Origin of the sequence: Ferribacterium limneticum (assembly GCF_020510565.1) — a bacterium.
Classification (GTDB): Bacteria; Pseudomonadota; Gammaproteobacteria; order Burkholderiales; family Rhodocyclaceae; genus Azonexus; species Azonexus limneticus_B.
Window position 1 is genome coordinate 1,820,238 of the sequence record NZ_CP075189.1, and the last position, 19,454, is coordinate 1,839,691.

General features: G+C 59.9%; 20 protein-coding genes. 15 read left to right on the top strand and 5 right to left on the bottom strand.

The window, feature by feature from the left end; translation table 11 throughout:
* Positions 1–48: 48 nt before the first annotated feature.
* The gene (nifH, locus tag KI610_RS08760) at positions 49–930 is read right to left on the bottom strand and encodes a nitrogenase iron protein (RefSeq protein WP_226498260.1); all 882 of its coding nucleotides are present in this window, start codon (positions 928–930) and stop codon (positions 49–51) included.
* 257 nt (positions 931–1,187) lie between these two features.
* Here nifH and KI610_RS08765 point away from each other — a divergent pair, with 257 nt between their 5' ends.
* The 10 genes from KI610_RS08765 to KI610_RS08810 all read left to right on the top strand — a co-directional run bounded on the left by KI610_RS08765 (position 1,188) and on the right by KI610_RS08810 (position 12,441).
* On the top strand, positions 1,188–2,033 hold the full coding sequence (locus KI610_RS08765) for an NAD(+)--dinitrogen-reductase ADP-D-ribosyltransferase (RefSeq protein WP_226498261.1): 846 nt from the start codon (positions 1,188–1,190) through the stop codon (positions 2,031–2,033).
* Between the two features lie 421 nt (positions 2,034–2,454).
* Positions 2,455–3,960, top strand: a complete 1,506-nt coding sequence (locus KI610_RS08770; RefSeq protein WP_226498262.1) for an aromatic/alkene/methane monooxygenase hydroxylase/oxygenase subunit alpha — start codon at positions 2,455–2,457, stop codon at positions 3,958–3,960.
* Between the two features lie 65 nt (positions 3,961–4,025).
* Positions 4,026–4,292 (top strand): toluene-4-monooxygenase system B family protein, encoded by a 267-nt coding sequence (locus KI610_RS08775; protein ID WP_226498263.1) that lies wholly within the window; start codon positions 4,026–4,028, stop codon positions 4,290–4,292.
* Positions 4,293–4,339: 47 nt separating this feature from the next.
* On the top strand, positions 4,340–4,675 hold the full coding sequence (locus KI610_RS08780; protein WP_226498264.1) for a Rieske 2Fe-2S domain-containing protein: 336 nt from the start codon (positions 4,340–4,342) through the stop codon (positions 4,673–4,675).
* 34 nt (positions 4,676–4,709) lie between these two features.
* On the top strand, positions 4,710–5,150 hold the full coding sequence (locus KI610_RS08785; protein WP_226498265.1) for an MmoB/DmpM family protein: 441 nt from the start codon (positions 4,710–4,712) through the stop codon (positions 5,148–5,150).
* Positions 5,151–5,205: 55 nt separating this feature from the next.
* Positions 5,206–6,192, top strand: coding sequence for an aromatic/alkene monooxygenase hydroxylase subunit beta (locus tag KI610_RS08790; RefSeq protein ID WP_226498266.1), 987 nt, complete (start codon positions 5,206–5,208; stop codon positions 6,190–6,192).
* Positions 6,193–6,262: 70 nt separating this feature from the next.
* Positions 6,263–7,279, top strand: a complete 1,017-nt coding sequence (locus KI610_RS08795) for a 2Fe-2S iron-sulfur cluster-binding protein (RefSeq protein ID WP_226498267.1) — start codon at positions 6,263–6,265, stop codon at positions 7,277–7,279.
* A 70-nt stretch (positions 7,280–7,349) separates the two neighbouring features.
* On the top strand, positions 7,350–8,723 hold the full coding sequence (locus tag KI610_RS08800; protein WP_226498268.1) for an OmpP1/FadL family transporter: 1,374 nt from the start codon (positions 7,350–7,352) through the stop codon (positions 8,721–8,723).
* A gap of 185 nt (positions 8,724–8,908) precedes the next feature.
* A complete protein-coding gene (locus tag KI610_RS08805; RefSeq protein WP_226498269.1) occupies positions 8,909–11,797 on the top strand; it encodes an ATP-binding protein in 2,889 nt (962 codons plus the stop codon).
* Positions 11,794–12,441: a response regulator transcription factor gene (locus KI610_RS08810; RefSeq protein WP_226498270.1), complete on the top strand. Its 648-nt coding sequence runs from the start codon at positions 11,794–11,796 to the stop codon at positions 12,439–12,441. Before KI610_RS08805 ends, KI610_RS08810 begins: the two co-directional genes overlap by 4 nt.
* 73 nt (positions 12,442–12,514) lie before the next feature.
* On the opposite strand, the gene KI610_RS08815 is transcribed toward KI610_RS08810, so the two are convergent.
* On the bottom strand, positions 12,515–13,699 hold the full coding sequence (locus KI610_RS08815; RefSeq protein ID WP_226498271.1) for a CaiB/BaiF CoA transferase family protein: 1,185 nt from the start codon (positions 13,697–13,699) through the stop codon (positions 12,515–12,517).
* 315 nt (positions 13,700–14,014) lie between these two features.
* Here KI610_RS08815 and KI610_RS08820 point away from each other — a divergent pair, with 315 nt between their 5' ends.
* Genes KI610_RS08820 through KI610_RS08835 form a run of 4 tightly spaced genes read left to right on the top strand, consistent with a single transcriptional unit; the run spans position 14,015 to position 16,207 of the window.
* Positions 14,015–14,851: an SIR2 family protein gene (locus tag KI610_RS08820; RefSeq protein WP_226498272.1), complete on the top strand. Its 837-nt coding sequence runs from the start codon at positions 14,015–14,017 to the stop codon at positions 14,849–14,851.
* Between the two features lie 38 nt (positions 14,852–14,889).
* Positions 14,890–15,447 carry a hypothetical protein gene (locus tag KI610_RS08825; RefSeq protein ID WP_226498273.1) on the top strand — a complete coding sequence of 186 codons (558 nt, stop codon included), beginning with the start codon at positions 14,890–14,892 and terminating at the stop codon, positions 15,445–15,447.
* The gene (locus KI610_RS08830; protein WP_226498274.1) at positions 15,447–15,824 is read left to right on the top strand and encodes a bacteriohemerythrin; all 378 of its coding nucleotides are present in this window, start codon (positions 15,447–15,449) and stop codon (positions 15,822–15,824) included. Before KI610_RS08825 ends, KI610_RS08830 begins: the two co-directional genes overlap by 1 nt.
* A complete protein-coding gene (locus tag KI610_RS08835; protein WP_226498275.1) occupies positions 15,824–16,207 on the top strand; it encodes a Rieske (2Fe-2S) protein in 384 nt (127 codons plus the stop codon). The genes KI610_RS08830 and KI610_RS08835 overlap by 1 nt, the downstream gene beginning before the upstream one ends.
* Before the next feature lie 186 nt (positions 16,208–16,393).
* On the opposite strand, the gene KI610_RS08840 is transcribed toward KI610_RS08835, so the two are convergent.
* Both KI610_RS08840 and KI610_RS08845 read right to left on the bottom strand, forming a co-directional pair.
* Positions 16,394–17,380 carry a toll/interleukin-1 receptor domain-containing protein gene (locus KI610_RS08840; RefSeq protein WP_226498276.1) on the bottom strand — a complete coding sequence of 329 codons (987 nt, stop codon included), beginning with the start codon at positions 17,378–17,380 and terminating at the stop codon, positions 16,394–16,396.
* Between the two features lie 269 nt (positions 17,381–17,649).
* Positions 17,650–18,213: a flavodoxin gene (locus tag KI610_RS08845; RefSeq protein ID WP_226498277.1), complete on the bottom strand. Its 564-nt coding sequence runs from the start codon at positions 18,211–18,213 to the stop codon at positions 17,650–17,652.
* Between the two features lie 131 nt (positions 18,214–18,344).
* On the opposite strand from KI610_RS08845, the gene KI610_RS08850 reads away from it, so the two are divergent.
* On the top strand, positions 18,345–18,605 hold the full coding sequence (locus tag KI610_RS08850) for a hypothetical protein (RefSeq protein WP_226498278.1): 261 nt from the start codon (positions 18,345–18,347) through the stop codon (positions 18,603–18,605).
* Positions 18,606–18,621: 16 nt separating this feature from the next.
* Here KI610_RS08850 and KI610_RS08855 read toward each other — a convergent pair whose 3' ends face one another.
* Positions 18,622–19,359, bottom strand: a complete 738-nt coding sequence (locus KI610_RS08855) for a dinitrogenase iron-molybdenum cofactor biosynthesis protein (protein WP_226498279.1) — start codon at positions 19,357–19,359, stop codon at positions 18,622–18,624.
* Between the last annotated feature and the right edge of the window lie 95 nt (positions 19,360–19,454).

The following is a 19,454-nucleotide window of genomic DNA, read 5'->3' on the forward strand; positions in this document are numbered from 1 at the left end:
GTTGAAAGTGGCGGGGGGAAGCCCCCGCCGGAGCTTGCAGGGTCTTGCTTAGGCAGCCAGTTCGGCAGCGGTCTGACCGACGATGGACTCGTCTTCCGCTTCCATGATGCCGAATTCCATCAGCAGTTCTTCCAGCTCTTCCATCTCGATCGGAGTCGGGATGACGAAGTTGGTGTTGTTGACGATCTTGTTGGCGAGCTGGCGATATTCGTCAGATTGCTTGTGCTTCGGATCGTATTCGACCATGGTCATGCGGCGGATTTCAGCGTGCTGAACAGCGTTGTCACGCGGCACGAAGTGGATCATGGTGGTGCCAAGGCGGGAAGCCAGGGCCATGATCAGTTCGTCTTCGCGGTCGGTGTTGCGGCTGTTGCAGATCAGGCCGGCCAGACGGACAGAGCCGGAGTTCGCGTACTTCACGATACCCTTGGCGATGTTGTTGGCAGCGTACATGGCCATCATTTCGCCGGAGCAAACGATGTAGATTTCCTGAGCCTTGTTTTCGCGAATCGGCATGGCGAAGCCACCGCAGACCACGTCGCCCAGCACGTCGTAGAAAACGAAGTCGAGGTCTTCGTCGTAAGCGCCTTCTTCTTCAAGGAAGTTGATGGCGGTGATAACGCCGCGGCCAGCACAGCCGACGCCGGGTTCCGGGCCACCGGATTCAACGCACTTGATGCCGCCGAAACCGACGGAGAGGACGTCTTCCAGTTCCAGATCTTCCACCGAACCGGCTTCAGCAGCCAGGTGCATAACAGTGGTCTGAGCCTTGCTATGCAGGATCAGGCGGGTTGAGTCGGCTTTCGGATCGCAGCCAACAATCATTACTTTCTTGCCGGATTCAGCGAGTGCAGCCACCAGATTCTGAGTGGTGGTGGACTTGCCGATGCCGCCTTTGCCGTAGATGGCGCATTGACGCAGTTTAGCCATGGTGTAATCTCCTTAGTCTGTCAGTCGATTTGCGAAGGAATCTTTGAGAGTCGCACCTCACCTTTTGCACGTAGCGTGCCAGGTCGACTGGCAGACCGTAATCGATTGATTATTAAATGAAAACAAAAAATGAGCCGGTGATTGTCGGGTCGGATGCATCCGACAATATCCCTACGATTTGTAGGGGTGACGACAATGCGTCGAGCCCAAGCGAGACAAAACCACCCTCAGGAGACGCCAGTCTCCTATCTGACTCATTGCGGGGCAGCGGCGGCCTTCAGGCCGGAGCAACTGACAAAGCGACGCTGCCGCGCAACGCCCGTCTGCCGATCAATCGCTGCAACCTGCCTGCCGTCGTCCTCGGCGGCCTGACCTATCAGCAATACCCCAGCCCCTTGTTGATCGACGGCGTCGCCGAACTGCACAGCGATCTGTTCCGGCGCCTGAATGCGGCAACGCCAGAAGCGCGGGCCGATGTCTTTCGCGATTACCTGACCATCCATTTCCAGCTCGAGTGGCCGGAGGAGATGGGATTCACCGGGCACAAGAAAAGCCGGGCCAAGGCCAATTACATCAGGATGATTCGCGGCTGGAGCTTCGATTCCGATAGCCGCGAGGGCGCCGTGCTCAAAGGTTGGGTCGAGTCGCGCTTCGGCCTAATGCCGCGCTACCACGGCCAGCCGCTGCGCGATCCGGCCGGTGACGGCTATCGGCGCTACCAGGAAATGCGCTCGCACGGCCTGTACGGCACCAGCGCGCTCGAGGCCCAACTCGACCTGCTGTACACCTTCAGCCAGTTCGAACTGGCGCAACGTCATCATGGCGCCCGGCATGTCACGCTCTATCGCGGCGTCAATCGCCTGGCCGATCATGAGGTACTGGCCAAGGGGCAGGGCGGGCAGCATGTCGTCCTGCTCAACAACCTCAATTCATTCACCTGCAGCCGCGAACGCGCCTGCGAATTCGGCGACTACATACTTGAAGTCAATATTCCGCTGACCAAGATCTTCTTCCAGTGCGGCCTGCTGCCCGGGGTGCTGCAGGGGGAGGATGAGTTTCTGGTGATTGGTGGTGTTGTCGATGTCACGTTGTCGACAATTTGACGCCTTGCCTGTTGTCGGCTACCTCCTCTCCGGACGCTAAGCAGAGAGAGAAACAGGCGCCGCGAGGCGCCTGTTCTTTTTTGACGGCGTTGTAGCCAGGCACTGACCGCCTCCCGCAGATTTCAATTTTGGCCGTTTTTTCCGGTTGACCGTGGAAGTTGTCCGGGCCGGCTGTGGAGCGAAATTCGCTCGCTGAGCAGGCCAGTCATGGCGTGCCGCCTTGTCCATCGATCGCGCTCGGCACGCTGAAAAGCACCCCATCTAAACCAAAGTCTAATAGCCGCTCTCTTTCTTCCCTTGTAACTTTAGTCACATGCGGAATCTCGATATTTTTCAATTTGCCGCGTGACCCTGGCGACAGAGATCGCTTTGATTCGGGAAGTGCGGGATCCCCAATCCTGCTACAAAGAAGGAGACATTGATGGCTGTACTAAACAGAATGGACTGGTATGACCTGGCCAGGACCACGAACTGGACCCCCACGTATGTGACGGAAGACGAGCTGTTTCCGCCGCTGATGTCAGGTAATTTCGGCTTGCCCCAGGATGCCTGGGAAAAATACGACGAGCCTTACAAACAGACCTATCCGGAATACGTCAAAGTCCAGCGTGACAAGGACGCTGGCGCTTATTCGGTCAAGGCAGCGCTGGAACGCAGCCGCATTTTCGAAAACGCCGATCCGGGCTGGAAGTCGGTGATGAAGGCCCACTACGGCGCCATCGCCCGCGGCGAATACGCCGCCGCCAGTGCCGAGGCCCGCATGATGCGTTTCTCCAAGGCACCGGGCATGCGCAACATGTCGACGCTGGGCTGCCTGGATGAAATCCGTCATGCCCAGATGCAACTCTTTTTCCCGCACGAGCATGTCTCGAAAGACCGCCAGATGGACTGGGCCTTCAAGGCCTACGACACCAACGAGTGGGGCATGATCGCTGCGCGTCACTTCTTCGACGACATCATGATGACGCGCGACGCCATCAGCGTCTCGATCATGCTGACCTTCAGCTTCGAGACCGGCTTCACCAACATGCAGTTCCTCGGCTTGGCAGCCGATGCCGCCGAAGCTGGCGATCACACCTTTGCCAACCTGATTTCCAGCATCCAGACCGACGAGTCGCGCCACGCCCAGATCGGCGGCCCGGCGCTCAAGATTCTGATCGAGAACGGCCAGAAAGCTGAAGCCCAGAAGCGCGTCGACATCGCCGTCTGGGGCGCCTGGAAGCTGTTCTCGGTGCTGACCGGTCCGATCATGGACTACTACACCCCGCTTGAGCATCGCAAACAGTCCTTCAAGGAATTCATGGAGGAATGGATCGTCGCCCAGTTCGAGCGCGCCCTGACCGACATGGGTCTGGATCTGCCCTGGTACTGGGACATCTTCCTCAAGGAATTGAGCGAAACCCACCACGGCATGCACATGGGCTCCTATTTCTGGCGCCCCACCGTATGGTGGAACCCTGCGGCCGGTGTCACCCCGGACGAGCGGGCCTGGCTCGAAGAGAAATACCCCGGCTGGAACGACACCTGGGGCCAGTGCTGGGACGTCATCATCGACAACGTCGTCGACGGCAACATGGCCATGGCTTATCCGGAAACCCTGCCTTACGTCTGCAACATGTGTCAGTTGCCGATTCTCGGCACGCCGGGCAAGGGCTGGAACGTCAAGGATTACCCGCTGGAATACAACGGCCGCCTCTATCACTTCGGCTCCGAAGTCGACCGCTGGTGCTTCGAGCAGGAGCCGGAGCGCTACGCCGGTCACCTCTCCATCGTCGACCGTTTCCTGGCCGGCATGATCCAGCCGATGGACCTCGGCGGTGCGCTCGCCTACATGAACCTGGCGCCGGGCGAGTGCGGCGACGACGCCCACAACTATGCCTGGGCCGAGGTTTACCGCGCCCTGCGGGCAGAGAAGAAGGCCAGCTGATCGTAGCTGCCATGCAAGCCGGCGTCTGCGGACGCCGCTTCCAGAGAACAAAGGAGATTCAAGAAATGGCGTTGTTTCCAATTACATCCAATTTCGAAGGCGACTTCGTGCTGCAACTGGTCGCGGTCGACAGTGAAAACACCATGGACGAAGTGGCTTCTGCTGCAGCCGTGCATTCGGTTGGGCGGCGTGTCCGGGCACGTCCGGGTTACCTCATGCGGGTCCGCCGTCAGGGTAGCGAGGAGTTTCTGCCACGCACCATGCGGGTTTCCGAATCCGGCCTGAAGCCGACGGAGACCGTCGAAATCATCTGGGAGGCACCCAAGCACTGAGTGCTTGCGGCGTCGCCACGCGAAACAGGAATCATCAGGAGTCAGGAATGGGTTTCACAAAGGTATGCACGCTCGACGACATCTGGGAAGGGGAAATGGAGTCCTTCGAGGTCAATGGCCAGGAAATCGTGCTGGTCTGTGCCGAAGGGGGCGACATCAAGGCTTTCCAGGGTATGTGCCCGCATCAGGATATTTCCCTGAGCGAAGGGAGCTTTGATGGCAAGAAGATCATTTGCCGGGCTCACCTCTGGCAGTTCAACGCCTGCAACGGCAAGGGCATCAATCCCGATGACTGCGCCCTGGCCGAATATCCGGTCAAGGTGGAAGGGGACGATGTCCTGGTCAAGACGGAAGGCATCGAACCTTTGTTTGCCCATACCTGACCGGGCTTCCTTCACTAATTAAAGGATGAATCGCATGGGTATTTTGAATTGGCTGGGGAACTTGCTGGGCGGTGGACAAGCGCAGCCGGAACTGGCTTGCCCTTCCGGACTGGCCAGCAGCATTGGTGCGCCGGACTTGAAAGAAATCGAGGAGAAAAAAATGAGCACGACAAGTTCCGCGCAGGCCTATCACAACAATCTGGTCGGGCCGGTCATGCGCGCCGGTGACCTGGCCATGGCGGTCATCGAGGCGGCCAAAATCGACAACCCGGGCAAGGAAGTCTTTGTCGACGACAAGCGCGCCTATATCCGCATCCACACCGATCACGAGATGGTGCTGCACCGCGCCACCATCGAGGACGAGCTCGGCCGCCCGTTCAAGATGAATGACCTGGAAGTCGATCTGAGTTCCTTCGCCGGCCAGATCGAAAGCGGTGACAACTCGATCCGCTTCTATTTTGCGAAAAAGATGTAAGGGCAGGCCAAACGCAACACCGGCCAGCCAACACCAAAAAGTCAAGGAGACAAGAATGTCGGAAGTTCAAGTACTGAAGCCGCTCAAGACCTGGAGCCATCTCGCCGCCCGCCGTCGCAAGCCGAGCGAATACGAGATCGTCAGCGCCAATCTGCACTACAACGACAAGCGCCCCGACTCGCCCTACGAGCTGTCGCCTACCATGTTCATGAACGAGTGGTACAAGAAGAACACCTTCGGTACCGCCCTCAAGCACCCGGACTGGAACGCCTTCCGCGACCCGGAAGAAGTCGTCTACCGCACCTACAACATGATGCAGGATGGGCAGGAAACCTACGTTTTCGGCCTCTTCGACCAGTTCAACCAGCGTGAGAACGACAAGGCGTTCGATCCACGCTGGGCGGGCACTCTGGCGCGTTTCTATACGCCCTCCCGCTACCTGTTCCACACCATTCAGATGGCGTCGGCCTACGTCGGACAGGTCTCGCCAGCCAGCACCATCACCAACTGCCATTATTTCCAGATGGCCGACAGCCTGCGCTGGCTCAGCCACACCGCCTACCGCACCAAGGAGCTGTCAATCGCCTTCCCCGACAAGGGTTTTGCGGTGGACGAGCGCACCTACTGGGAAACCGATCCGGTCTGGCAGGGGTTCCGCGAGCTCATGGAAAAGGCGATGACCGTGTGGGATTGGGGCGAGGCAATTGTCGTCCTCAACCTGGTCGCCAAGCCGGCAATCGATGAAGCCGTGCTGCGCAAGCTCGGCGAATCCGCCCGCCACAACGGCGACACCCTGCTCGGCCTGCTGACCGATGCCCAGTTGCTCGATGCGGCGCGCCATCGTCGGTGGATTTCGGCGATGGTCAAGATGGCGCTGGAGACCCCGGGCAATCTGGAGCTGATCCAGGGCTGGATCGCCAAATGGGAGCCGCTGGCCGACAAGGCTATCGAGGCCTATTGCTCGACCCTGCCCGACGTTGCATCCGGTGCGGAAGCGGCCAAGGCGGCAACGCGCGACTTCCGTCGTTCGCTCGGCCTGTAATCGTCAAGCAACCAGAGTTTGGCCTGCGCCAGCAGGTGCCGGCCAAACTCGACCTCACATTTGTACTGCCATGACCAAACCAACTATCCGGAATGAAAAAGACGGTTCCGTCTGCGAACAACAGGATGGCGACACCATCCTGCGCGCAGCCTTGCGCGCCGGGCTGGGCTTGTCGTACGAGTGCAACTCGGGCGGCTGCGGCGGTTGCAAGTTCGAGCTCGTCGAGGGCGAGATCGAGACGCTGTGGGCAGACGCACCGGGTCTCACCGAGCGTGACCGTAAACGGGGTCGCCACCTGGCCTGCCAGTGCCGGGCCTTGGGGCCGGTAACCATCAAGGCGGCGACGGCGCCCGAATATCAGCCGAAGGTTCTTCCCAAACGACAGCGCGCCCACCTGATCGGTACGCGGGATATCACGCACGACATCCGCGAGTTCCGCTTTCGTTCCGAGGACGATGCCGAGTTCCTGCCTGGCCAGTTCGCCATGCTCGATCTCCCCGGCTTGAGCGCCTCGCGCGCCTACTCCCTGTCGAACACCGCCAATGAAAAGCGCGAGTGGCATTTCCAGATTCGTCGCGTCCTGCACGGACAGGGTACGCACGAACTTTTCGAGAAGCTGGCCGAGGGCGACGAAATTGGCCTCGATGGCCCCTACGGTGTGGCCTACCTGCGCACCGAATCGCCGCGCGACATGGTCTGCGTGGCGGGGGGCTCCGGATTGGCGCCGATGGTTTCGCTGACGCGTGGGGCCGTCGAGGCCGGGCTGCTGGGAGACAGGAAACTGTATTTCTTCTACGGCGCACGAACACCACGCGATGTCTGCGGCGAGGAGATGCTGCGCGTCCTCGCCGGCTTCGGTGACCGGATTGTTTATATCCCGGTCGTATCGCTGCCCGGCGACAACGGCGACTGGCATGGCGAGACCGGTTTTGTGCATGACGCTGTGGCGCGGGCCCTGCCAGCTGAGCTGGCCAGCTACGAATTCTACTTCGCCGGACCGCCGCCGATGACGCAAGCCTTGCAGGAACTGCTCATGGTCGGCCACAAGGTGCCCTTCGAGCAGATTCATTTCGACCGCTTCTTTTGACGTGCGCTTCAACCCGGTGACACCGGGAGATTCAAAGTTTCACATTCCAACAACAGAGGAGATGACGGGGATGACGACAAGAAAAATCGTTGTATCGGCGCTGGTTTCGGCGCTGGCAGGTGGAACTCAACTGGCCCAGGCGACTGATGTATTTCGCCTCGAGGGTTTCGGCGCCATATCGCGCGGTATGGGCGGCACTGCCGTCGCCCATGATGTCGGCCCGGCCGGCATGATGACCAATCCGGCAACGCTGTCACTGATGCCGGACGGCGATCAGGCCATGATCGGCCTCGATCTGGTGACGACCGATATCAAGGTCACGAACAAGGCGACCGGCGAAAGCGTTTCCTCCGACACGCATTCCAACAACCGGGGCCCGTATGTCGCACCCGAGGCGGCGTTCACCAAACGGATTGGTGCCTGGTCGTTGGGTGTAGGTGCTTTCGCGCAGGGTGGACTGGGTACCGAGTACGGCAATGGCAGTTTCCTGTCCCGGGCCACCGGCGGACTCGCTACCGGGCTCGACAATTCAAGTCGCTTGCTGGTGCTGAACATCCCATTCGCAGCAAGTTTCCAGGTCAATGACAAATTGACTGTTGGCGGCAGTGTCGATGCCATGTGGCAAGGCCTCAACCTCGATTTGTTGCTCGGAGCAGATCAGGTCGTGAGTCTGATTGGTGCCAACCGTGCTACTGGATCACTGGTCGGTGTGCTGGCTGGTATCCCTGGTCTGAGCGGTGCACACTTCAGCCTGACCAAAGACAAGTTTCTGGCGAGTGGCGTCGATGCCTGGGGCTATGGCGGCAAGCTGGGCATGCTCTACAAGGCGACTCAGGATACGACGCTCGGCGCTTCCTATACGTTGAAGAGCCAGATGAACGATATGGAAGGCGGTGCCACACTGACAGCCGTTACTGCCGGTGGTCAGATACCGCTCACCGGAAAAATCAAGATCCAGGATTTTCAGATGCCCTCCCATCTCGATCTGGGTATCAGCCATCGCCTGACGCCGCAATGGACAGTGGCCGCCGACGTGTCACGGGTTTTCTGGAAAGACGTGATGAAGGATATCAAGGTTGCCTTTGTTGCTGATGCAGGAGGTGATCTCAACATTCTGCTTCCTCAGGATTACAAGGATCAGACCATCCTCTCTCTTGGCGCCGCCTATGCCTTGAACGATAGCCTGACGCTTCGCGGCGGCTTGCGTTTTGCCTCTCAGGCTCTGCGTTCCAGTACATTGTTCGCGGTCATCCCGGCGACCCCGAGAAAGCATCTTTCGGCCGGCTTTACCTACGCGTTCTCGAAACAGGCCAAGCTTGATTTTGCCTATTCCCACGCTTTCAAGGAAACCATGGACAACACGAGTCTGCCGAATACCTCTGCCCCGATTGAGGTGACGCATGCCCAGAACAACGCGACCCTGAATTTCCGCTACAGCTTCTAACGTTTCACCCATCCTCCGATGGTTTTTGGCGAGTTTTTAACTCGCCTTTTTTGCTTTCTGGTCAAGGCTGTTGTTCGGTCTGAAACCGTGATGGAAAGACATCGCCGACTTTTTTGCTCGTATAGTCGAGAAATGGCCGGGCGCACTATCTCGCGCTGGCCGTGAACGTGGATTCTGGAGTGTGGATGAGAACTGAATTTCTGGCTCGGAACGAGAGCCTGCAAGCCTCTGTAAAGGGCGTGATGCTGGCTGCTGACGACAGCACCGAGGTACGTCGGCAGAAGCTGGCGCGCATCATTCTCGATGCCATGTACCAGTTTCTTGGGCTGCTTGACGTCAATGGCACCGTGCTGGAGATCAACAAGGCGGCTCTGGAGGGGGCTGGCGTCTGCCTTGATGACGTGGTTGGGAAGCCTTTCTGGGAGGCCCGCTGGTGGGCGGTTTCCGAGGATTCGAGCAAGCGTGTTCGGGAGATGGTCGAGCAGGCCAGGCGGGGCGAATTTGTGCGCTGTGATGTCGAGGTCTATGGCGATCTGCATGGAGAAAAAACGATCTTCGTCGATTTTTCGCTGACCCCGATTTACGACGACGAGGGGAGCGTCGCATTCCTGCTTCCCGAAGGGCGAAACATCACCGAAAAGATCGCCATCGAAGCCGAACTGACGCGCAAGAACGGCGAGTTGCAGTTGGCGCTTGAGAAGTTGCGCGAGATCGATGGTTTCAAAACGAAGTTCTTCGCCAATGTCAGCCACGAACTGCGCACGCCTCTGGCCCTGATTCTCGGGCCGGTCGATCAGCTTCTCAAGGAAGCCACGCAGTTGGGTGAGCGCGAACGCTTCCGGCTGACGACCATCAAGCGCAATGCCCAGTCCCTGCTGCATCAGGTGAACGATCTGCTCGACCTGGCCCGTATCGACGCCCAGCAAATGCCTTTGGCCTACGTCTGCGCCAATGTCAGCGCCATGCTGCGGGATGTCGCGGCCAGTTTTGCCGCGGCGGCCGAAGAGCGTTCGATTACCTTGCTGATCGAGGGGGCGGACGAACTGTATGCCGACGTGGACCGGGCAAAATTGGCTCGCGTCCTGGCCAATCTGCTTTCCAATGCCTTCAAATTTACGCCAGCCGGTGGCCGTATTTGCTGTTCGATCACGCGCGTGGCGAATCGGCGTTTTTTGCTCAGCGTGCAGGACAACGGCCCAGGTGTGCCACCGCAAATGAAGGAGCAGATTTTTTCCCGCTTTGCCCAAGGGCAGGATGGCCTTTCGGGGAGCGGCAGCGGCCTGGGGCTCAACATCGTCAAGGAATTCGTCGAACTGCACTTTGGGACAGTGGTGGCCCTCGATGCGCCGGGCGGCGGGGCGATCTTCCAGGTCGAAATGCCGATGCGCGCCCCGAAAGGCGTCTTTGTCCGTGAAAGCAGTGAAGAGACTGGCCTTGGCGCTTACCAGCCCATCGATTTTGGCGATCCGCAGAGTCAGCCGGCCCGGGATGACAAGCCGGGCGTTTGCCGGATTCTTGTCGTCGAGGACAACCCCGACCTGCGCCATTTTCTCTATGACGTACTGATCGACGACTACAACGTCACGCTGGCTGAGAACGGTGCAATCGCGCTGTCGTTGGCGCTGGAAAGTCCGCCGGATCTGATCATCACCGATCTCATGATGCCGTATTTCGACGGCGAGCAATTCGTCAGGGAACTCCGGGCCAGCGAGCGTTTCCCGAACATTCCCGTGCTTGTCCTCTCGGCCCGCGCCGACGATGCGCTGCGCGAGACGCTGCTCGAAGAACTGGTCCAGGATTACCTGACCAAACCGTTTTCGCCGCAGGAATTGCGGGCCCGCGTCCGCAATCTGGTCATGGTCAAACGCACCGTCGACATCCTTCAGAAAGAACTTAATTCACAGGCTTCCGACGTTTGCGAATTGACTGCCGGTCTCGTCTCCAGTCGAAAATCCCTGCAGGATGGCCTGGTCGCCTTGCAGATATCGGAGCGCCGCTGGCAGGGACTGTACAAAAACACGGCGGTCGGCATCGCGCTGGCCGACAGGGAGGGGCGGATATTGAAGGCCAACCCGGCCTTGCAACGCATGCTCGGCTACAACGAGGCCGATATCGTTGGCGTCTCGTTCGTCGATATCTCCGAAGAATCCCAGCGGGCGATGACCAAGCAAAACGTCGATGGCCTGTTCGACGGCGTTATCGACAACTATCACGTGCAGAAACGCTATGAAAAAAGGAATGGCGACTTCCTCTGGGTCAATGTCAGCGTATCGCTGATTCCCGCCGTTGACCGCGAAGGCCCGCGGCTCGCCGTGATCGTCGAAGACGTCACCTCGCGCAAGCAGGCCGAGACCTCGCTCGCCGTCACCCAGGCAGAGCTGGCCAGGGTTGCGCGCTTCACGACCATGGGCGAATTGGTCGCCTCCATCGCCCACGAAGTCAATCAACCGCTTTCGGCCATCGCCACCAATAGCCAGGCGGCGCTGCGCTGGCTGGCCCGGGAAACGCCCGACCTCGACGAGGTGGTCGCCGCCCTTCGCCGGGTCAACCGCGATGCCAGCCTGGCCGGCGAGGTCATCACCCGCATCCGGAGTTTCCTCCGCATGGGCGGCATCAAGCGCGAAGTGCTCGACGTCAAAAGCATGCTCGACAACTTGCTGCAGATGCTGCAAACCATGCTGCACGAATCAGGCGTCCAGGTTGACATCGCGATTGCGCCTGACTTGCCGGTCGTGCACGCCGATCTCGTTCAGTTGCAGCAGGTCATGCTCAATCTGGTCGTCAATGCCGTCGATGCCATGCGCGATCAGCCGCTAGCTGAGCGTGTTCTGAGCGTTACCGTGACGGCTAACAAGCAGGAAGGGGCGCTGTTCAAATTCAGCGACACCGGGCCGGGCATTCCGCCCGAGATGAAAGAGAAGATTTTCGACGCCCTGTTCTCGACCAAACGCGACGGTCTCGGCATGGGGCTGGCGATCAGCCGCTCGATCATCGAAAACCACGGTGGCCGACTTCGCCTGGAAACGGCCGGCGCCGGGGCAAAATTCGTCTTCAACATTCCAATCAGCCAATGACTGCCAGCCTGACTTCGCAAATCCCTATCGTCTATGTCGTCGATGACGACGCCTCCGTTCGTGAATCCCTGAGCAGTCTGATCCGCTCGGCGGGCATGGCCGTCGAGGTTTTCGCCTCGCCCTTCGATTTTCTGGCCAAGGACAAGCTCAGCGATTTCGCCTGCCTCGTCCTCGACGTCCGCATGCCCGGCCTGGACGGTCTGGCGCTGCAGGAAAGAATCGCCGAGCTGGGCGTCGAGATACCGATCATCTTCATTACCGGCCACGGTGATGTGCCGCTGGCGGTCCGCGCCATGAAGGCGGGCGCCATTGATTTCCTGAACAAGCCATTCGACGACACCGACCTGCTGAAGGCCATCGCCGTCGCCTTGTCGCGGGTCAGCGCCGCCGTCAATGAACGCAACGAACAGGCCGATTTATGCCAGCGTTTCGACGCCCTGACGCCCCGCGAAAAACAGATCATGTTCGCCGTTGCCCAAGGCAAGCAGAACAAAGCCATTGCCTATGATTTGTCGGTGACGGAAAGCACCGTCAAAGTGCACAAACACAACGTGATGAGCAAAATGAACCTGCGCTCCGTCGCCGAGCTGACGCTGGCCATTCAGCTGCTGAAAAGCGTCGGCAAGAAAGCACCGGCGGGCTGAAGAGCCAGAAGCAGGCGGCTACGGCCAAAACGTAATTTCAGTTTTCGCCGTTTTTTCCGGTTGACCGTAGCAATCACAAAACTACCGGATCACTGACCACGCCAGCCATCGCCAGCCGTTCAATCTCTTCTGCCGACAGGCCCAGATCCGCGAGGCGTTCGCGCGAGTGTTCGCCGAGCAGTGGGGGCGGGCTTTGGATGGCGCCGGGGGTGCGCGACAGGCGGGGGGCGGGAGTTGGCTGCCGGACGCCGGCAACATCGGCGAAGGCCTCGCGGGCGAGGTTGTGCGGGTGGGTCGGGGCATCGGCCATGCTGAGGACGGGCCAGACGCAGTCGTCGGTGTCGTCGAACAACGCCGTCCAGTGGTCGCGCGGCTGGGCTTTGAAAATGGTGGTCAGGCGATCCTTCATGGCCGGCCAGGTCGTCGTGTCGTACTGCTTGCCGCTGAAGTCGGGGTCGCCGACGAGGTCGAGGCGTTCGACGAAGGTTTTGTAGAACTGCGGCTCGAGCGGGCAGACGCTGATCCATTCGCCGTCGGCACACTGATAGACGTCGTAGAACGGGGCGCTCGAGTCGATGGCGCACTGGCCTTTCCATTCGCCCAGCGATTCGAGGTTGAACAGGCCGTGGGCGAGGACGGCGGCACCTTCGCACATGGCGGCGTCGATGACCTGGCCTTTGCCCGAGCGTTGCGTTTCGATCAAGGCGCAGGCGATGCCCCAGGCCAGCATGAGGCCGCCGCCGCCCATGTCGCCGACCAGTGTCGGCGGTGCCCACGGAGCGCCGCCGTGGTGGCGGCCGGTGTCGAGCACGCCGGCGATGGCCGCGTAGTTGGCGTCGTGCCCGGCGCGCGGGGCGAGCGGGCCGGTCTGGCCCCAGCCGGTCATGCGGCCGTAGATCAGGCGCGGGTTGTGGGCGAGACATTCGTCCGGGCCGAAGCCGAGGCGTTCCATGACGCCGGGGCGGAAGCCTTCGATCAGCACGTCGGTGCCTTCGATCAATTTGAAAACGAGGGCCTTGGCTTCCGGGTGCTTGAGGTCGATGCACAGCGATTTCTTGCCGCGATTGGCCACCGCCTTGCGCCCGCCGCCGAACAGTTGCGAGGCGAATGTGCCGCCGGCGCGTTCGAGCAGCGTGACGTCGGCGCCCATGTCGGCGAGCAGCATGCCGCAGAACGGTCCGGGGCCGATGCCGGCGAATTCGACGACCTTGATGCCGGCCAGCGGGCCGCGGGATGAGGTTTGAGTGTTGGTTGGCATGATGTTGGCGTGAGGCTGATTCGGATGGAGGAAGAACATATCACCCAATCGGGGGGCTCTGGGGAACGTCTGAACCCGTCATTCCCGCGCAGGCGGGAATCCAGTTTGTATCGTGCGCATGGACTCCCGCCTGCGCGGGAGTGACGAAATCCGGGTTGTTCGCTGATTCACCAGTGTAGGTCCTCCCCCGAAAAACACTGTCGCAAACATGACAATCCGTTTCCCTTGCACCCGGAAACGCTCACCAGCTCACGAACTGCCATCAGGCGTGGAATTTGCTGAATAGGGCTACACCCCCTTTCAGAGCATACAAAAATGACCCCAGAACTGCGCGAAAAACTGCTGGCCGGCCTCAAGGATGGCAGCATTGTTCCCTACCTCGGCCCTGGCGTTTTGGCTGATGTGAAAAATGTGGCGACCGGTGCGCCGATTCCGGCCGACAGCGATTCGCTGATCTACGCCATGAACGACGGCAAGCCGATGGCGCCGAAGCTCATGTACGAATTCCCGCGTGCCGCGATGAACGTCGAACTCAAGCGCGGCCGCAGCGCCGTCACCAAGTTCCTCAACCGCACCTACGGCGAAACCGCCTGGACGCGTGGCGCCGTGCATGACTGGCTCAAGGGCATCGCCCCGCATTACGTCATCGACATCAACCGAGACACGCAGTTGCAGGACTCCTACGCCGACGTCCCGCACAACCTGATCGTCGGCATTGCCCGCCTCGGCGGCACCGATTTCCGCTACAAACTGTATTTCTGGGATGGCGTCGCCTACCAGAAGACCGAAGTCATCAACGCCGCCCTGCCCATTCTCTACAAGCCGATGGGCACGCCGAAGCCGGAAGCCAACTACATCGCCTCTGACGCCGATTACGTCGATTTCATCACCGAACTCATGGGCGGCTTCTCGATCCCGCCGGAAGTCAAGGAACTGCGCAAGGGCAAGCAATACCTGTTCATGGGCCTGCGCATGAACCGCGACACCGAGCGCATGGTGTTGTCCGATGTCATCTACGCCGCCGCCGAACCGGCAGGCTGGGCGCTGATCGCCAACCCGACCGACAAGGAACGCCGCTTCTGCAAGAAGCAGAAACTCGAAGTGATCGAAGCCGACATCTTCGACTTGATCGGCGCCGCGATTGCGGCCTGAGAGGCAGCCTAATTCATTCAATCCACCAAGGAAGCAACATGTCGCTTGACCGTTACGAACCCCTCTTCTTCAACGCCAATTTCAAGGAAGCCGCCACCTCCGGCGGCCTCGTCGCCTATCGCGGCGAGCTCGTCCTCAAGGAAGGCGAAGTAGCCGATGCCAATGGCCGCCGCAAGCCGCCGACGGAAGTCCTCAAGCAGGCCGTCCTGCTCGGCGATGCCGGTGGCCTCAAGCTGATTTCCGGCTCGCTCGACGAACTGCAGCAATACCCGTTCGTCGTTGAAAAATTTGGCGCTGAATTCAATGCCGGAACCATTGCCGTCTTCTTCACGGTCAACATTCCGACGGGCTTCGTGACAACCACCAACGGCGCAACCGTCGCCTTCATCCCGCTCGTTCAGGGCATGGTGTGGACCGAGTTGAGCGATCTCGTTGCGCTCGACAAGGGCGACTTCAAGGGCCTGAGCGCTGCCGACAAGGTCGTGACGGTCTTTGACGCACTCAAGGGCTACAAATTCAAGCTCGCCGAGAACTCTGTCGACGAAGCCCTGAAGACGACCAACAACGCCAAGCGCGAGACGCACGGGGCGATCTGATGGCCTGGGACGAGTCCCGTCACGCACTGGGTGTCCCCGCCATGGACGACACCCATCGCGAATTCGTCGAGCTAGCCTACGCTTTGCTCGTCGCTTCCGACGAGGACTTCCCGGCGCTCTACGTTCGCCTGCACGAGCACACCCGCCAGCATTTCGAGCACGAAGGCAAGCTCATGAAGTCTTGCCGCTTTCCCGCCATCGGCGAGCACAACAGCGAGCACCTGCGCGTGCTCGGTGAGCTGGCCCACTTCGCCCGCGGCGTGGCGGCCGGTCGGTTGGGGACGGCACGTGAATACGTCCGCAACCTGCCAACCTGGTTCGCCGGTCACCTTGCGACGATGGACTCGGCCCTGGCGGGGTGTTTGAAGAAGGCGTGATGGCGGATCGCGTCGCGCCCAGGTTTGTGGTCTGCCCGAGTGCCGAACTGGCCGACGGCGAGTACCGCAAACTGACCATGACTTTCGAAGGGCGGGAGGAGGAATGCCTGCTCCTGCGCTTCGAAGGGCAGGTCTACGCCTACATCAACCTCTGCGTGCACATGCCGCGCCGGCTCGATGGCGAAGAGCCGCAGGTTTTCGACCACAGCGGGCGCTACCTGCGCTGCTCGATGCACGGCATCGTCTATACCCCGCAAACCGGCACCTCAGTCAGCGCCATGTGTGAAGGCGAGCGGCTACGCGCCGTTGAGTGCTACGAGGATGGCGGGGAAGTCGGTATTGCCGATTTTCGGGTGAGCGCCATTGTTGTCCCCGTCAATTAAGGGCGTCGCGCCCGCGCAAGAAACCGTGGTCTGTCCCCGGTTGTTAAATCACCAACATGACCGGCTCAAATCGAATGGTGGCGTGGACCCTAAGAGGACCTTCGGAAGCTGGAAAAGCTGACCTTCTCCATTGAAGTAGATCTGCTCGCGTCGCGGCGTAACTGCGTATCTGCGTCGAACGCCCCGTTAGGCCGCATCCCCGAGATTTTTGGCTTCTCTTTCTGTCGCCTCTGAGTCATCGCCAATCTTTACCTCTTGGCCCTCATCCGTATAAATCGAGATGACGTGCTCAGGAAGGAAGACGATTTGATCCCCCGCATGAAGGTGATCTTGTTCGTCTGAGCATGCTGGAACGTTATCTAAGCTCCCAATGAAATAGGGACCGGCCCGACGTTCAACGATCACCCACATCCGCTCGCTACTAACCTCATCGAGTTGCTCGCTAGGCGGTATCGCGATGTCAAACTGAAGTTTGACAATGTCGCCCTTCTGGAGCCCTCGGCGCTCCTTCTCATCTGGAATTTCGAATGTCTCTGGCCATCGGTGATGGCTTGCGACCCCACTCCTCAAGTGCCATCCATCAATCTCCATCACGGGAAGGCGAAGAGGTTCGAGCTCAGCCTGCTCGGACGTCTCCGTCTCTGCTGCCTCGACGGCACCGGTGTCCAAGAAAGTAGGTTTTGCTCCGATCGGAGGCTGCTTATATTCAGGTTGTCGGAATACGGCCCTGAGAAGAGTCTCTGTCGCCTTGTCCATATCTACGCCGTCTCGCAGGTCAATTGCATAGATGCCCATGAACTGACCAGGAATCGAACACTCGGAGCCTGGGGCAAACTCTCCGTCGCGTACCAGCGGAATGAACTGCTCCCGAGGCTTACCTCCCACGATATTCCCAGTGATGATTTGCTGCTCGTAGCCGACCCCTCCCTCCCGCGCCAAGGCTTTTCTGCAATAGGCTTTTGTGCAGACTATGAGAACGAAATCGGAAGCGTAGACCTCAGCTTCCATGAATTGCGTCAAGCTTTGCCCGGGCCCGATGTGCCATTGATCGAGCCGCACGTTGACTCCGTTTTGGGTCAAACGCTCCGCGAAGCGACGCACCCAATCTTTGTGCGCGTCGCTCTCCCATGAGTACGAGATGAAGACTCGGGGCGGTGGGGTTGTCTTTGACATTGTGCGGTTTAACTTTGTAAGGAAGGATTGATGGCAGTCATATGCTGCTTCGCGCTATGACCGCCGGATTGTGCCAATGGCTTAGCAGGTTGTCATGCTTCTAGGCTTTTGCCAACGTCTGCTTCGAAACAGTTTTCCCTACGTTCGCTTCTGGCCGATATCCATCCAATGAGCGTTTTTATTGTCAATGTACCGAGCTGTTCGGTCGCCAGATATTCGCTGACCATCGTCCATGAGGAACGACGGTCAGCTCGGCTGATATTCCGCGCTCAAGCTTCCGCCGTCAGCTTTTCCAGCAACAGCGGTTTGACCTGGGCCAGCCAGGTCGTGATGCGCTCGTCGGTGTACATGCCTTGCGTGCGCTGGTCGATGAGCAGTCCGATGAAACGGCCATCGACTTCGGCGGCGGAGTGGTCGTAGGTGTAGCCGTCGGTTGGCCAGTCGCCGACGATTTCGGCGCCCCAGCCCTTGAACTTCTCGACCAGCGCGAACAGCGAACTGCAGAAGCGGTCGGCGTAGCGTTCCTGCGCGCCGAGGCCGAAGAAGGCGATGCGTTTGCCGCTGAAGTCCACATCGGCCGGGAGCAGGGCGAGGAATTCTTCCCAGTTCGGCTCGAAGCAGCCGGATGAGGCTCCCTTGCCGGGGATTTCGCCGATGCCGTAGCTCGGCGTGCCGAGGATCAGCGCGTCGTATTTGAGCATGTCTTCCGGGGTGATGCGGTTGACGTTGACCGGCTTGTCGCAGACGTCGTCGCCGAGTTGTTTCTGCATTTTCTTGGCGATCAGGCGGGTGGTGCCGGTTTCGGTGCCAAAAAACATTCCGATTTTATTCATGGTTTTTCCTGGATGGGGTTTGAAAGTTGAAAGGCGCGGACTTGGCACGGCCGTTGCGAAGATGGGTGAAAGCAGGCTGCCGACGTCGACTTTGCGACAGGGCAGCAGACCCAACCCCAACGGAGTTCGCCATGAGTGCCACCACCATTGATTGCAAGGGACAGATCGTCAGCATGGGCGACAAGGTCCGCGTTCTCGAAGTCAGCGTCGATCCCGGGCTGGATGAGGACGATCTGGAGATGTTCCGCGACATGGTCGGCGCCATCTGCGACATCGAGCGCATCGATGCCGAAGGCGCCGCCTGGGTGGCGCTGTGGTGGAACGGCGACGAAGGCACCATCCTGACCCAGGTTGGCTTGGCGCCGCGGCAGATGGAAAGGGTGGCGGCCTGAGCCGCCTTTAACCGACTCATTCGTCGATTTCCGCCGCGCTGTAGTTCTTCAGCCGCTTCTCGGCCGAGACGCCGAGAATCTTGAGCAGCCAGGGCGGCGGCGATTCGACCATGGCCACCTGGAAGGGCTGGAGGATATCGAGCGCCGGCCCGCCATCGGGGATCTTGATCGGGTAGATGTCGGCGCGGATGACCTTGGCCGCCGCCGGGCCGCCAATCGAGACGACGTAGCAGACGTGACAATCGCCGATCAGCTTGGCGCGCCAGAGGTTCTTGTCCTCGGAAAACTCGGCGTCCATGGTGTCGCGGATATCGACCAGGCGGATTTCGGTCGGCGACACCTGATAGACCAGGAAGCGCAGGCAGGAGCCGAAGTGGCCGGAGAGCAGGTCGCCCTTGTCGGAGGCAATGGCAATGCGCACCGAGCCGGGCATTTCGCCTTCTTCATAAGACTCGATCTTGGGCAGCGAGTCGTCGCCCTGCGTTTCGCCCCACATGATGCGCACGGCCAGTTTCATCGATTCGAGGCCGATGCCGATATCCTCGCCGTCTTCCTCACCGTCGGCGCTGGCAAAGCCGGTCTTCAGCATGGTCACCGTCGTCTGGCGCAGCTTTTCTTCGTCGATGTCCTCGCCGAGCTGGCGTTGCAACAATTGGATCAGCGCCGGCAGGCTGGCGTTGGGCATGGCCCGCGACGCCAGCGCGATGCGCAGCGCGGCTTCGCGGGTGACCGGCGGTTTTCTGGCTTCTTCCATGACATTCTCCGTTTTTGCTTGGGGTTGGGATTGGGTTTTAGGTTTGCTTTTTCCAATTCCCTTGCAGAGATGGTGCCAGCCAGTGAATATGGGCT